This window comes from Herbaspirillum lusitanum (assembly GCF_026127345.1).
Taxonomy (GTDB): Bacteria; Pseudomonadota; Gammaproteobacteria; order Burkholderiales; family Burkholderiaceae_D; genus Herbaspirillum; species Herbaspirillum lusitanum.
Map to the genome: position 1 here is coordinate 1,093,879 of NZ_QXFG01000008.1, position 13,290 is coordinate 1,107,168.

The 13,290-nt window shown below is 62.0% G+C and carries 16 protein-coding genes; 3 read left to right on the forward strand and 13 right to left on the reverse strand.

The features are described 5' to 3' along the window. Position 1: 1 nt before the first annotated feature. Together DXT88_RS13320 and dctP are read right to left on the reverse strand one after the other, a co-directional pair. Positions 2-577: a TRAP transporter small permease gene (locus DXT88_RS13320; RefSeq protein WP_265214035.1), complete on the reverse strand. Its 576-nt coding sequence runs from the start codon at positions 575-577 to the stop codon at positions 2-4. Next, complete coding sequence (dctP, locus tag DXT88_RS13325) at positions 574-1,602, reverse strand: TRAP transporter substrate-binding protein DctP (RefSeq protein WP_016832420.1); 1,029 nt, start codon at positions 1,600-1,602, stop codon at positions 574-576. Before dctP ends, DXT88_RS13320 begins: the two co-directional genes overlap by 4 nt. Positions 1,603-1,853: 251 nt before the next feature. Between dctP and DXT88_RS13330 the strand changes: the two genes are divergently transcribed. Further along, entirely contained in the window at positions 1,854-2,558 is a 705-nt protein-coding gene (locus tag DXT88_RS13330) for a GntR family transcriptional regulator (RefSeq protein WP_016832418.1), read from the forward strand. Here DXT88_RS13330 and DXT88_RS13335 read toward each other — a convergent pair. Then, positions 2,555-3,439 (reverse strand): LysR family transcriptional regulator, encoded by an 885-nt coding sequence (locus tag DXT88_RS13335; protein WP_265214038.1) that lies wholly within the window; start codon positions 3,437-3,439, stop codon positions 2,555-2,557. The two genes, DXT88_RS13330 and DXT88_RS13335, sit on opposite strands and share 4 nt — an antisense overlap. Before the next feature lie 135 nt (positions 3,440-3,574). On the opposite strand from DXT88_RS13335, the gene argC reads away from it, so the two are divergent. Further along, positions 3,575-4,504 carry an N-acetyl-gamma-glutamyl-phosphate reductase gene (argC, locus tag DXT88_RS13340; RefSeq protein ID WP_016832415.1) on the forward strand — a complete coding sequence of 310 codons (930 nt, stop codon included), beginning with the start codon at positions 3,575-3,577 and terminating at the stop codon, positions 4,502-4,504. Positions 4,505-4,527: 23 nt separating this feature from the next. Here the strand turns inward: argC and DXT88_RS13345 are convergent, their stop codons facing one another. The 5 genes from DXT88_RS13345 to DXT88_RS13365 form a co-directional block, all read right to left on the reverse strand. Beyond that, the gene (locus DXT88_RS13345) at positions 4,528-5,430 is read right to left on the reverse strand and encodes a pseudouridine synthase (RefSeq protein ID WP_265214041.1); all 903 of its coding nucleotides are present in this window, start codon (positions 5,428-5,430) and stop codon (positions 4,528-4,530) included. A 37-nt stretch (positions 5,431-5,467) separates the two neighbouring features. Then, positions 5,468-6,793, reverse strand: coding sequence for a type II toxin-antitoxin system HipA family toxin (locus DXT88_RS13350; protein WP_265214042.1), 1,326 nt, complete (start codon positions 6,791-6,793; stop codon positions 5,468-5,470). After that, positions 6,790-7,086 carry a helix-turn-helix transcriptional regulator gene (locus DXT88_RS13355; protein ID WP_016832409.1) on the reverse strand — a complete coding sequence of 99 codons (297 nt, stop codon included), beginning with the start codon at positions 7,084-7,086 and terminating at the stop codon, positions 6,790-6,792. The genes DXT88_RS13350 and DXT88_RS13355 overlap by 4 nt, the downstream gene beginning before the upstream one ends. A gap of 190 nt (positions 7,087-7,276) precedes the next feature. Then, positions 7,277-7,462 carry a YjfB family protein gene (locus DXT88_RS13360; RefSeq protein ID WP_016832407.1) on the reverse strand — a complete coding sequence of 62 codons (186 nt, stop codon included), beginning with the start codon at positions 7,460-7,462 and terminating at the stop codon, positions 7,277-7,279. 226 nt (positions 7,463-7,688) lie between these two features. Beyond that, on the reverse strand, positions 7,689-7,871 hold the full coding sequence (locus DXT88_RS13365) for a hypothetical protein (RefSeq protein WP_116433007.1): 183 nt from the start codon (positions 7,869-7,871) through the stop codon (positions 7,689-7,691). A gap of 163 nt (positions 7,872-8,034) precedes the next feature. Between DXT88_RS13365 and DXT88_RS13370 the strand changes: the two genes are divergently transcribed. Next, on the forward strand, positions 8,035-10,107 hold the full coding sequence (locus tag DXT88_RS13370) for a site-specific recombinase (RefSeq protein WP_265214048.1): 2,073 nt from the start codon (positions 8,035-8,037) through the stop codon (positions 10,105-10,107). Positions 10,108-10,121: 14 nt separating this feature from the next. On the opposite strand, the gene DXT88_RS13375 is transcribed toward DXT88_RS13370, so the two are convergent. The 5 genes from DXT88_RS13375 to DXT88_RS13395 all read right to left on the reverse strand — a co-directional run bounded on the left by DXT88_RS13375 (position 10,122) and on the right by DXT88_RS13395 (position 13,284). Then, entirely contained in the window at positions 10,122-10,931 is an 810-nt protein-coding gene (locus DXT88_RS13375) for an anti-sigma factor family protein (RefSeq protein ID WP_265214050.1), read from the reverse strand. Continuing rightward, positions 10,928-11,428 carry an RNA polymerase sigma factor gene (locus DXT88_RS13380; protein WP_016832399.1) on the reverse strand — a complete coding sequence of 167 codons (501 nt, stop codon included), beginning with the start codon at positions 11,426-11,428 and terminating at the stop codon, positions 10,928-10,930. The genes DXT88_RS13375 and DXT88_RS13380 overlap by 4 nt, the downstream gene beginning before the upstream one ends. A 45-nt stretch (positions 11,429-11,473) precedes the next feature. Next, entirely contained in the window at positions 11,474-11,842 is a 369-nt protein-coding gene (locus DXT88_RS13385) for a COG4315 family predicted lipoprotein (RefSeq protein ID WP_016832398.1), read from the reverse strand. Positions 11,843-11,959: 117 nt separating this feature from the next. Then, positions 11,960-12,412 (reverse strand): group I truncated hemoglobin, encoded by a 453-nt coding sequence (locus DXT88_RS13390; RefSeq protein ID WP_265214054.1) that lies wholly within the window; start codon positions 12,410-12,412, stop codon positions 11,960-11,962. Continuing rightward, a complete protein-coding gene (locus tag DXT88_RS13395) occupies positions 12,412-13,284 on the reverse strand; it encodes a DUF3034 family protein (protein WP_407649327.1) in 873 nt (290 codons plus the stop codon). The genes DXT88_RS13390 and DXT88_RS13395 overlap by 1 nt, the downstream gene beginning before the upstream one ends. Between the last annotated feature and the right edge of the window lie 6 nt (positions 13,285-13,290).

Consider the following 13,290-nt stretch of genomic DNA (forward strand, 5'->3'; position numbering starts at 1 on the left):
GTCATGCTTGCTCCTTGGCCGCTACAGATGCAGGTACGGTGTCGGTGATGCGGGTCAATATCTGCACCAGCAATTGCAGCGTCAGCACGGTCATGCCGATCGCCATCATCGAATACGGAATCCACAGCGGCGGCGCGAACGTCGACGAGGTGGTCTGGCCGTCGACCCAGGCTTCGTGGAACAGCGTCCACGACTTCCAGGCGAAGAACGCGCAGAACACGAAGGAAACCAGATCGACGATGAACATGCGCACCTGGTTGGCGCGCGGCGACAGGAAACCGGCCAGCGCTTCGATGCCGATGTGGCCGCGCAGCGATTGCACGTACGCCGAACACAGGAAGATCACGCCCACCAGCATGAACACCGACGCCTCATCCTGCCAATCGGTCGGCTGGTGGAAGAAGTAGCGCGCCACCACCGAATACGTCAGGATGATCGACGTCAGCATCAGCGCGACCATGGCCAGGAACACCGCGAGCTTGTTGAACTTCTCCAGCGCGTGGTGCAGGCCGGCGACGACGGCATTGGCCGGCGCCCTGGGCTTGGCCTGCGGCTGCATCTCGAAGCCGTGGCTCATAGGAGTTTCTCCGCCAGTTTGAGCAGGTTGGCGCAGCTGGCGTTGCGTGCGGCGAAGTCTTTCCAGGCGGTGGCGCGGGCGATGTCCTGCCATTTCTTGACGGTGGCGGCGTTGAGATCGACCACCTTGGCGCCGGCCTTCTGGTACACGGCGGCGACGGCGACGTCATCGGTCTGCGCCGCCTTCAGCGCGAACTGTTCCATCTCTGCGCCGACAGCCATGATGGCGGCTTGCTGGTCCTTGCTCAGCTTTTCGAACACGGCCTTGGAAATCATCAGCGGCTCGAACATGTACCAGTAGGCCTTGTCGCGGCCGGTGGTCAGCGCCTTGGCGACTTCTTCCAGGCGGAACGAGATGAACGAAGTCGACGAGGTCATCGCCGCATCCATCGCGCCGGTTTGCATGGCGGCGTAGATTTCGTTGGATGGCAAGGTCACGACCGCAGCGCCGGCTTCTTTCAGAATCAGATCCATCTCGCGCGAACCGCCGCGCACTTTCATGCCCTTGGCGTCGGCCGGATCGATGATCGGCTTGCTGCGTGAAGCAACGCCGCCGGCCTGCCAGATCCAGCTGACGATCAGGATGCCCTTCTCCGCCAGGATGCGCGCCAGTTCCTTGCCGACTTCGGCGTTCTTCCAGGCCGAACCTTGCGCGTACGAGGTCACCAGCCCGGGCATCAGGCCGATGTTGGTTTCGGGGACTTCGCCGCCGGCGTAGTTGAGCGGCACCAGCGACAGGTCGAGCGCGCCCTTGCGCATGGCCGAGAATTGCGCGTTGACCTTCATCAGCGAGGAACCGGGATAGATCTCGAACTTGAGGCTGCCGTTGGTGCGCTTGGCGACGCCTTCGGCGAACATGCGGGTGAGGCGGTCGCGGAAGTCGCCTTCGTTGATGGTGCCGCCGGGAAATTGATGGGAAATCTTCAGCGAGGTGGGCGCACCCTGGGCCCACGCCGACGAACCTGCCGTCCACAGTGGCGCGGTCGCGAGCGCACCGATGATGCTTCTACGTTTTTGCGAAGTCATTGTTGATCCTCCTTAAGGTGAGAGAAATACTGCTTTTTGTACTTTTGTGTGGTGCGATGCATTGGTTGTATCCAACTGCTTATCAACTTGGAGGCGCCGGGATGTCTCTTCCGGGTTCACGGCACCGTTGAATTTATTGTCGCCTTGCTTTTTTATGCGGATTTCTTGTATACACGTTCTTACAAAACAAATACATTGTCAAGCATCAAAGATGATTTAGAATGGTTTCATTGCATACTTGATATCGATCCATGGATACCCCCAAGAAACGTTCGGAGACCTTGCGCGAATCGATCGAAGAACTGATCGCCGTCGGCAAACTCGCGCCCGGCCAGCACCTGGACGAAACGGTTCTGGCCGAGCAGTTCGGCGTCTCGCGTACACCGATCCGTGAAGCGCTGATTCAGCTGGCGTCAATGGGCATCATCGTGATGCGACCGCGGCGCGGCGCCATCGTGGCCGAGATCGGGCCGCAGCAATTGATCGAGATGTTTGAAGTGATGGCAGAGCTGGAAGCGATGTGCGGCCGGCTGGCGGCGCGACGCATGTCGGCGGCCGAACATGCTTCGCTGATGGCGGCGCACCAGGCCTGCAAGGACGCGCGCGACGCCGTCGATCCGGATACCTATTTCTACAAGAACGAAGACTTCCACGGCCAGATCTACGCCGGCAGCCACAACGCCTTCCTGGAAGAACAGGCGCGCGTACTGCAGCGTCGCCTGCGCCCTTATCGCCGCCTGCAACTGCGCGTGCGCGACCGCCTGAAACGGTCTTACGACGAGCATGAAGGCGTGGTCAACGCCATCATCGCCGGCGACAGCGAACGCACCGTCGAGCTGCTGCGCCAGCACGTGATGATCCAGGGCCAGCGCTTTGCCGACCTGGTGGCCTCGCTGCATCAGCTCAAACTTGCGCCCAACGGCGAGAAGCAGACACTGAGCGAAGCACTCACCTAGTCAAGACTGAAACGCCACAGCACGTCCAGCACGTGCTGCGTCGGACGTTCGATATTCTCCGCGCGATGCGCAATCCCCAGTTGTCTCCACAAGGCCGGCCGCAGCGGCAGCATCTGTACGCGCGGATCGGGCAGCGGCGCGCCCTGCTCGTGCGGCAATAGCGTCGCGCCGTAACCTGCGGCCACCAGGCTCTTGATCGCATCGTTGTAGTTGAGCTGGATGCGCGGCGCCGGCCGTTGCCCTCCTCCGGCAAACCATTCCTGCGTCAGGTGCGACAGGCGCGTGCCGGCATCGTTGAGGATCAGCGGTTGCGCCGCCAGCCATTCGGGCGTGACCTGGGCCGGGCTGCGCCAGCCGGACGGCAGGAAGGCCATCACCGGATCGCGCCGCCACGGCTGCACCACCAGCCGCGCCACCGGCGTCTGCGGCAAGGCCACCAGGCCGACGTCGAGCGTGCCTTCGCTGAGCCGGGTCAGCGTGTCCTGCGAGGTCAATACTTCCACCTGCACATCAATGCCGGGATGATCCTGGCCCAGCACCTCCAGCGCCTGCGGCAGCAGATGGGCGATGGCGCCGGTCGAAGCGCCCAGCCGCACGCGCCCGGCCAGTCCCTGCACCTGCCGCTGCACGTCTTCCAGCGCCTGTTCGGCATCGGCCAGCAGGCGGCGCGCGCGCTCGATCAGGGTTTCGCCGATGGTGGTCGGCCGGATCTGGCCGCGCTTGCGCGACAGCAAGGCGGCGCCGATGCGTTCCTCCAGGTCGGCGATGTGCAGGCTGATGGTCGGCGGCGCCAGATGCAGCACGCGCGCCGCCTCGGCGAACGACCCGTGGTCGGAGATGGCGACCAGCGTGCGCAGGCGATCCAGGTTGATTTCTCTCATGGCAAACCTCAGGCTAAAGAAGTTAAATCAGTAAAACTGAATGTTGTCGTTATTAAATTCAACTTTTCTTATTTTAGCAAGACGCCGAAGATGAGTGCCTCATCCATCCCAATTGTTCAGCGAAGGAACGTGATCATGGCCAAACCACTTGTTTTCATCGACGGCGACCAGGGCACCACCGGTCTGCTGATCCACGATCGCCTGCGTGACCGCAGCGACCTGCAACTGGCGACGCTGCCGGCGGCCGAGCGCAAGGACGCGCGCCGTCGCGCCGAAGCCATCAACGCCTGCGACATCGCCATCCTGTGCCTGCCGGATGCCGCCGCGCGCGATGCGGTTGCCGCCATCGAGAATCCGGCCGTGCGCGTGATCGACGCCAGTTCCGCGCATCGCACCACTGCGGGCTGGGTCTACGGTTTCCCGGAAATGGATGCCGGCCAGGCGCGGCTCATCGCGACGGCCTCGCGCGTGACCAATCCTGGCTGCTACCCGACCGGTGCGATCAGCTTGTTGCGTCCGCTGATTGAAGCCGGCCTGGTGCCGCGCGACTATCCGGCCAGCGTCCATGCGGTGTCGGGTTATTCGGGCGGAGGCCGCCCTTCGGTGGAGCAATATGAAGGCCCGCAAGGCGCACAGGCGCCGGCCTTCCAGTTGTACGGCACCGCGCTGTCGCATAAACATCCGCCTGAAATGCAACGCTACACCGGTCTCGATCATCGTCCGATCTTCGTACCGGCCTATGGCGCCTTCCGCCAGGGCATCGTACTGACCATCCCGCTGGAATTGCGCCTGCTGGCGGCCGGCGTCGAGGGCAAGCAACTGCATGCCGCGCTGGAGCGCCACTATGCCGGCGCCGCGCATGTACGCGTGATCCCATTGGAAGAAACCAAGACGCTGACGCATCTCAATCCGCAGGCGCTCAACAACACCAACGACATGGATCTGGGCGTGTTCATCAATGAAGAACATGGACATGTGTTGTTGTCGGCGGTATTCGACAATCTCGGCAAGGGCGCTTCCGGGGCAGCGGTGCAGAACCTGGATCTGATGCTGGGACACGCCTGAGGAGCAGAAAAACAGCAGAAAAACTAGAGGGTCCTGAGGCTTTCGAAGTAGCGCACATCTCCGCTGAGCGGATCGGTGAAGGCGATCGAGCGCGCCAGCAGTTTCAGCGGCGCGTCGTAGTTGTCCGCCGTCCCCGCCGGCACCACGTGCGGATAGAAGTTGTCGTTGACGATGGGAATGCCGAGCGCCGCCATGTGCACGCGCAACTGATGCTTGCGGCCGGTGACCGGATTGAGGCGATACAAACCCAGTGCGCCGCGCCGCTCAATGAGATCGACGTGCGTCTCCGAGTTGGGCGCGCCCTCTTCTTCGCGCATCAGGAAGAACTTGTCGGCGTCGACCATGCGGCTGCGATGCGTGAAGGGGAAACTGCGTCCCTCCAGCAGCCCGGCCAGCGCTTCATACGTCTTGTCCATCGTGCGTTGCTGGAACATCGCCTGGTACGCGCCGCGGCTGGCGGGATTGTGCGAAAAGAGGATGACGCCGGCGGTCTCGCGGTCGAGCCGGTGGATCGGCGTCAGGTCGGCCAGGCCGGTTTTCTTCTTCAGGCGCACCAGCAGGCTTTCGTGCAGGAAGCGGCCGGTCGGAATCACCGGCACGAAATGCGGCTTGTCGACCACCAGCAGATGGGCGTCCTGATGCAGGATCTGCTCGGTGAAAGGAATCGGCGCTTCGCCGCCTTCCAGGTCGCGGTAGTAAAAGAGGCAGTCGCCGCGCCGGTAAGCCGAGTCCGGCGCCAGCGCGACGCCATCCTGATTGACCACCTCGCCGCGCGCCATGCGTTGCCGCCACGCCTCCTCCGTCACGCCGGGAAAGCGCGCCGTCAGAAAATCCAGCATGTTGTTCCACACGCCAGCCGCATCCTGCAACCACAGATAACTCGGGGCGACGCCGTCCTTGAGCGGCAAAGGTGCGGTCGGTCTCATGTGCGTTCCCTTGTGCGTTCCTCTGTACCGTCCTTCATCACGCTTTACCGCTGATCTTGCGCGCAGCGCGGCGCTGCCAGGCAATCACGCTGGGGTTGTTGTCCAGATGCGCCTTGATGCGGCTGCACTGGGTGTCGTTGAGCGGCAGGCTGCGCAGCAGCTCAGGCCAACTTTGCATCGCGCGCTCGACGGTGTCGACCAGCACCATCTGCAGCTTGGGTTCGGGGATGCGCCAGATGTTGGCCAGCTCGCGCAGCACCGCCGGCGTCAGCAGTTGGCGCGCCTTCTCGCCGGGCGCAAACGCCAAGGCGTGACCATGCCCGGCGAGGTAAGCCGAATAGGCCACGATGTCATAGGCCGGCGACAGCTCTGCCGCTTGCGGCGTGCGATACAGCATGCTGAAGTTCTTGAGATGGGCGTCGAAATTGCCGAGCAGTTCGTTCACCTTGATCCGGCGCAGCAGTTCGAACAGGTCTTCCTCGCCCTTGACGCTGCGTTCCAGCAGCACCACGCCGAGCGCGGCATAGGTGCCGGCATATTTGGCCGCGGCCGGGGTGCCGGTGATCTGGGCGAAGTCTTCCATGTGCAAGCGACCGGTCGCGGTGCCGGCGTCGCGGTCGAAGCGATGGATCAGCAGGAAATTCTCGGCGTCGCTGCGCAGCCCGAACGGCAGACGATCCGCAATCGCCGTCAGCGGCACCAGTTCGTGCTCGCACACTTGCACACCGGCAGCGCGCGCCAGCGCCAGCGAGGAGAATTCCACCTCCGGCATTTGCGGATAATCCGAGGCCGGCAGCTTGCCGATGAAATGCGCGCCGCGCGCATCCTTGGAACGCATCACATAACGACCGCCCGCTGCGCGCACCAGGCCGATCTTGGGCTGCACGCCGGAGATCGATTCGCCGTCGGGCGTGGGCAACTGGCCGGCGCTCATTTCGTAGCTGTCGCGGCCCTGGCCGATCAGGCGGCCCAGATGCCGGTCGTCGAGGGTTTCCGACAAGGCCGACACATCGCCCGGCAAATCCTTGCCGCAATACGCCAGCAGGCCGAATTCGTCATCCGGCGCCAGACCGGCGCGCTCGATCAGGTGCTTGCGCAACTGGCCTTCCGGCAACAGGTTCTGGAAAAACGCCGGCAAGCCGCCCTTGCCGTCGCCACGATTGGCTTCCAGTGCGGGATTGAGCAATTGGGCGACGGTGCGCTCTTCGGTCGAGCCGCGATACAGCTGCGACAACACCGGCCGGTTCGGGTCAACGGCATAGGCGTCGTCGAAGCGGAAATACACGCGTCCATCATCGAGCGCAAACAGCGAACCAACCTCGGTGACGCCGAGCCGGATGCGCAGGGATCGCAACATGCTCATGATCCGTTCCTCATCAAGGTATGCAGGCGCTCGGACAATTCGGTGCGCTCACCCTCGCCGCCCTGTTCGGCGGCACGCTGCGCCGAGACTTCCTGCGGCACCAGCAACAGCTCCAGGCCGAGTTCGGCGCAGATGGACAGCAGTTTGCTGAGTTCGATATTGCCCTTGCCGGTTTCCAGCGCCTGCAGGGTATTGCGATGAATGCCGCTGCGCTCGGCCAGGCTGCTCGAACTGAGTTGCCGGGCTTTACGGGTGCTGCGGATCTGACTGCCGAGGGCGAGAAGTGATTGCATAATAAATTGTGCTAATGGGCTCAATGTCCATTTTATTATGCATTTCTGAGAAAGCAAGGAATTGCATAATAAATTAGTCAAAAATATAAAATGACTAATTTATTATGCAATTCAATGAAACTAAAAGACCGCCGGAAACAAAAAATCGCCCCGGAGGGCGATTTCAAAGCATAAGACTGACAATCAAGAATCAGGCAACAGTATTGACGTTGCGGCCGATGTTCGGATTGGCAGGCAAAGGCAAGGCATTCAAGAGGCCCACGGCAGTCGTAGCCTGGACATCGAGCGCCTTTTTCAGCATCGCGATATTGACGGAATCACTGGCTTCTTTCGAAGCAAGCGCCGAAGCGACCGCGGGAATGTTACCAACGTCCATGATTCACTCCTTTGATGATGTCATCCTATAACGTCATCCTTTCGTATTTCTTTACGTCAATCAAGAGAATTTACAAAAATCTTTACGGTTTTTAGGCGATTTATTGCCAATAAAACAAAGACTTACCAAATTACCATGCGCGTCCGCAGTAGCTCGCGGCCAAAAAAAATCGCACCCCTTGCAGGATGCGATTGAATGGAAACCCACGCAATCCGGTTTCCTTCCCTCAGGCCTTGGTATTGATGAGACGGCCGATATTCGGGTTGGCTGGCAGGGCCGGACTGACCAGGCCGATCACGTCGTCGACCACATGATTGGCGACCTTGGTCAGGTCCAACCCTATCCCTTCCACAGCTTTTTTCGCCAGCCAGGCGGTTGCGACGCCCGTTGCCAGAGATGCGATCTCCATGATGACTCCTTTTACTAACTGACCAGGCTGATGCAACTCCCCGTTAGCGACACAATCTGACATCTCTTTACGAAAATCACATGTCCTTATCTTTGTTTTACACAGGTTAAGATTGCGCCCCTAAACCGCTTACACTGGCCTCCGTTTATCTTTTATTGCATCCATGCTCCAGCTATTAGAAAAAATCAGCGCCGCTCTTGCCACCACCTCCGCCGGCAGCGAACTCGACCACGCCATTGCGTTGGTCAAGGTCTTGCGTCCGCAAAAGCGCGAAGCGCCCGAACTCGCCATCACCAATGTGCGCACGCTGACGCACTTGCTGCAGCAGCATCCGCACCACGCCGCCGCGCTGCGCCATTACTTGCTACACCTGCTGTCGGTGCGTCGCCAGACCGGCCTGTACACCGACATTGGCATCCTGTCGAATGACGGCTTCTTCTCCGAGCTGCATCGCCGCCTCGCTTACCGCGTGCTGCCGCCGGCGTTGGATGACCGCTATCTGTCCGACTGCCTGGAAAAACTGTTCCCCTTCAACACCGACTATCTGTGGATGCACGCGGTGCCGGTCGACGACTGGGTTGCGCTGTTCGAGGTATTGCAAAACGCCGATGATGAACTGCCGTCCAAAATCGACACGTCCGACAAGTTCGACGAGCAAAAGACCCTGACCGAGATCCTGCTGGCGATTCAGGTCTTGTCCTACCGCATCAGCGCGATCGGCATCGAGCCGGAGCTGATCCGCATCTACAGCGACGTCAAGGCCTTCGAATCGCCGTTCCTGATGCAGAACGTCGAACTGCACCGCTACCTCGACGGCTACATGCATCATCTCAATGGCGACCCGACGCCGCTGGAAGACGCCAGCCACGTACTGGTGATGCTGGATCAATGCCAGGAAGTCGTCACCCGCATCCGCAAGAGCACGCTGCGCCTGGGCACCAGCATCGCCGTCACTTACCGGCTGGTGCGCCTGGACCAGCATCTCGACCGTCTGCGCAAACTGCTGTCGCTGGTCGACGTCGGCAAGCCTGACAATGCAGCGGCGCTGGCAACGCAAAAGCGCGCCATCGGCCTCGAACTGGGATTGGAACTGATCGAAGCGCACAACCGCAAGTACACCGTACGCGACCTGTTCGCCGCCAACATCAACCTGCTGGCGCGCAACATCACCGAAAACGCCAGCCGCACCGGCGAGCACTACATCGCCGAGGACCGGCGCGAATACGCCGCCATGTACAAATCGGCGGCGGGCGCGGGTTTCGTCATCGGCTTCATGTCGATGATCAAGATACTGTTCTCCTATCTGCGGGCGGCGCCGCTGGTGGAAGCCTTCCTGTTCAGCATGAACTATTCGCTCGGCTTCATGCTGATCCACGTGCTGCATTTCACGGTGGCGACCAAGCAGCCGGCCATGACCGCCTCGCGCATCGCCGCCGGGCTGCACAGCAGCGATGGCCGCAACCTCGATCTCGACAGCCTGACCGAACTGATCGTCAAGGTGATCCGCACGCAGTTCGTCGCGGTGCTGGGCAACCTGACGATCGCCTTCCCGGTGGCATATCTGCTGGCGAGCGGCTACTTTCTCCTGGCCGGCCATCACTTCGTCGCGCCGGACAAGGCGCAGCATCTGCTGCACGACATCGATCCATTCTCCAGCCTCGCCCTGTTCCATGCGGCGATTGCGGGCGTCTGCCTGTTCCTGGCGGGTTTGATCTCGGGCTATTACGACAACAAGGCGCTCTATACGCGCATGTCGCAGCGAGTGGTCCGTGCGCACTGGCTCAGCCGCTTGCTGGGCAAGGCGCGTACGGCGCGCTTGGGGGATTATCTGGAGATCAGCCTGGGCGGCCTGATGGGGAATTTCTACTTCGGCATCCTGCTGGGCACCATCGGCACCGTCGGCTTCCTGCTCGGGCTGCCGATCGACATCCGCCACATCACCTTCGCGGCGACCAATTTCGCCATTGCGCTGGTCGGCCTCGACCATGCCGTGAGCTGGGGCGTGATCGCCCTCTCGACCTTTGGCGTGCTGGCCATCGGGACCGTGAACCTGTGGGTGAGTTTTTCGCTGGCGCTGTTCGTGGCGCTGCGTTCGCGCCAGGTGAAGTTCCGCCACGGCTGGCCGCTGCTGAAGTCCCTGTGTGCGCGCTTCCTGAGGAAACCGGCGGACTTCTTCATCCCGCCCCGCGCGACAGCAGCCACGGCAGCGGCGCAGGACGGACCTGAATCGGCCTAGGATCAGCCTGAGTTCTATCGGGCCGGTTTGTCCAGCTGCTCGTAGACATTGTTGGCGATGCGCGCCAGTTCCGTACGGTCAATGCTGCCCGACAAGGCGTAGCCGAACTTGCCGTCGATCCAGTAGAACACGTTGACCGTGCCTTCCTGCGCAAAGCGGAAGCCGGTGTCCTTGTTCTGCACCTGGTCGGTGGAGACGTACAAGGTCAGTCTCCGGCCCGCGCCATCGTGGTACATGAACTGCGCCACCGGTGCGCTCTGGCCCGGCAGCAAACGCCCGCCGATCAGTTCGTAACCCAGCGGCGCAAGCTTGGGCGCGCGGACATCGGCGCCGATGCGTTTGGACAACCAGCGCACCAGCGCTTCTTCCTGCTCGGCGCCGACTTCCACCGGGCGACGCGGATCAGGGGTGTAGACAGCGTGCGCCACTGCGGCCCGATGCGCCATCATCAACGGCGCATCCACGCGCGTCGCTCCCGCCGCTGCGGCAATCCAGCCGACCGGCGACGACTGCGCCGCGCCGTGCAGATACCAGCCGCCGGCGCCGGCAAAAATGGCGACGATGAACACCGCAGCGTAACGCCGCAGCACTTCCCAATTACTGCTGGGACGCGCCGCCAGGCGCGCCGGCAGCGGTTCGTCCAGCACCGGATCGAACAGCAGGTGCAAGGCCTGGTTCTGGTGGCGATAAGTGCGCAGGCGCTCAGCCTCTTCCGGATTGTGTTCAAGCCAGGCGGCGACGTCGGCCAGCCGCTCCTGCGGCAGCAAGCCGTCGACATAGCCCTGCAGATCGGCTTCGGTAACCGCTAACGGGTTCGGGTTCATTTGACCACCTTCAACGTCGAATGCCGGGGCCGTCCCTCGACCAGCGCGCGCAAGCGCTCGCGGGCGCGCGACAGGCGCGACATGACGGTCCCGAGCGGGATGCTCAGCGTCGCGGCCACTTCTTCATAAGTCATCTCTTCGAGCACCACCAGCAATAAAATCTCGCGTTGTTCGGCCGCCAGCAGGCGCAGGGCCGACTCGAGGTCATACCCGACCAGCCGGTCCGGCGCGTAAGCCGGCGTCGCCAGCGCATCTTCGTCATCCAGTGCGACCGTCGGAATCACCGGCTTGCGGCGCTGGTCGACGTGCAGGTTGTGCATGATGCTGAACAGCCACGGCCGCATGTCGCTGCCCTTGCGCCAACTCGACAGCTTTTGCCAGGCGCGCTCCATGGTGTCCTGCACCAGGTCGTCGGCGCCGGCGCGATCGCCCACCAGCGCCCGCGCATAACGGCGCAGGCGCGGGAGGCAAGCCAGCAGATGGCTTTCGTCGGACATGGGCTCAGGCTGGGAGTTGGAGATGGAGATGGAGATGGAGACGGATCAGTTCTTGACGACGTGCCAGATGTTCTTGAAGTTGTCGCCGTTACGGTCGCCCGGGTTCTTGTCCGAAGCGAACAGATACAGCGGCTTGCCGTTGAGGGCAAGCTGTGGGCTGCCGTCGTCGCGCTTGATCACCGAGAACGGTGCGCTCGGCGTGCCGACCGGCGCCACCGGCGGCCAGGCAGTCGCACAAGGACCGTTGCAGACGCTCTTGCCTACCGGATCGTTATCGAAGGTGTAGACGGTCATGCCCTTGGTGGTGACGAGGACGTCGTCGGTTTTCTTGACGGCCATCTCTTCAGCAAAGGCGGCAGGTACGGCGGACGACAGCAAGGTCAATGTCAGCAGGGACAGTGGGAGCAGTTTCATGGCGGTATTCCTTTCGTTGCAGGGTTGCGCGGTTTTGCCTTACCCATGCACGGTAGACGTGTGCAACACGGGTTTTATTCCGCTCCCGCGAAAATATATTCTGCCCGGCCCGATTCTTTACTTTGTGACAACGGTGCGCTGCATCGGCGCCAGCAAGGCCAGCAGCTTGTTCTGCGTGCGCGAAGGGATGCCCGATTTGTCCATCGCCGCCTGCAGGTCTTCCACCAGCGCGTTGAACTGCATGTTGTTGAGCGCCAGCCCCTGATGCACTTCCTTCATCGGGTCGCCGCTGTACTTGCACGGACCGCCGCTCAGTTCGCAGAACTGCTCGGTGATCAGCTTGGCCAGCCGCTTCATGTCGGTTTCCTTGAAGGTGTCCTTGATCCGGACATCGGCCAGCGCCAGCGCCAACGTGTCGTCGACCACTTTGGTCAGCACATCCAGGCCGCCCAGATCGCGGTACAGGCTGTCGTCGACTTTCTGGGCGTGGGCCGGCAAGGCGGTCGCGGACACAGTCAGCGCTACCAGAATCGCGGCCAGCCAGCCCGATGTTATCGTCGGATTTTTCATCAGAAGCCCGCCTGCACGGAAAGATAGACGCCGTCCTGGCGCTTGGGATTGTAAATGGTGATGTCGCCGAGCGAGACGTAGGCCAGCGTCAGCGACAGGTTCTTGCTTGGGAACCAGGCGACGAAGGCGTCGTAATAATCCTTCTCGTTGTCGGCGCCGAGGTTGCGCGGCTTCATGCGGTATTCCGCGCCGATCACCCATTGGCGATTGAGCAGGTAAGCCACCGAGCTTTCCAGCATGGCCTGGTAGCGATCGCCCTTGTCGCCGCCGAAACCCAAGATGCCCATCTGGTTGGCCTTGGTGGCGCGCACCGTGGCGTTGAGCAGCAGGCTCTGGTCAAGGAACAGTTTCGTCGCCGCGAGGTAATAGTCGATGCCGGAATCGCTCTTCGCGCCCAGATCCTTGACGTTGGTGACTGCGCCCAGGCCGCCGATGCCGTTGTTGCGCTTGACCATCACGCCGGCCGCCAGTTGCGGCATCCAGGTATCCTGGTCGTAGACGATGTCGCCGGCCAGCTTGACCTTTACGCCGTAGATGTCCTGATCGATGCGCAGGTTGTTGAGCGGCGCCAAACTGCCGGTGAAGCGCTGCTTGGCCACCGACAGCTCGACGCGGTCGGCGATGCCGACGGCAACGCCGTACGAGGCCAGCGCGTAGTCCTGGGTGCCGACATAGGTGTAATGCACATTGGCGCCGTAACTGTCGCGGGTGCCGTAGCCGGTGATGGTGGCCCACGGCACCAGGCCGCCGCCGCCGGCGCCTTCGACCTGGACCACGCCAGCCGTAGCCATCAGCTTGCCCAAGTCGGGCGTCATTGCGTTCTGCGCCGACGCCGCCGCGGACAACAGCGCCGCCACGGACATCAAGGCCATTGCGGA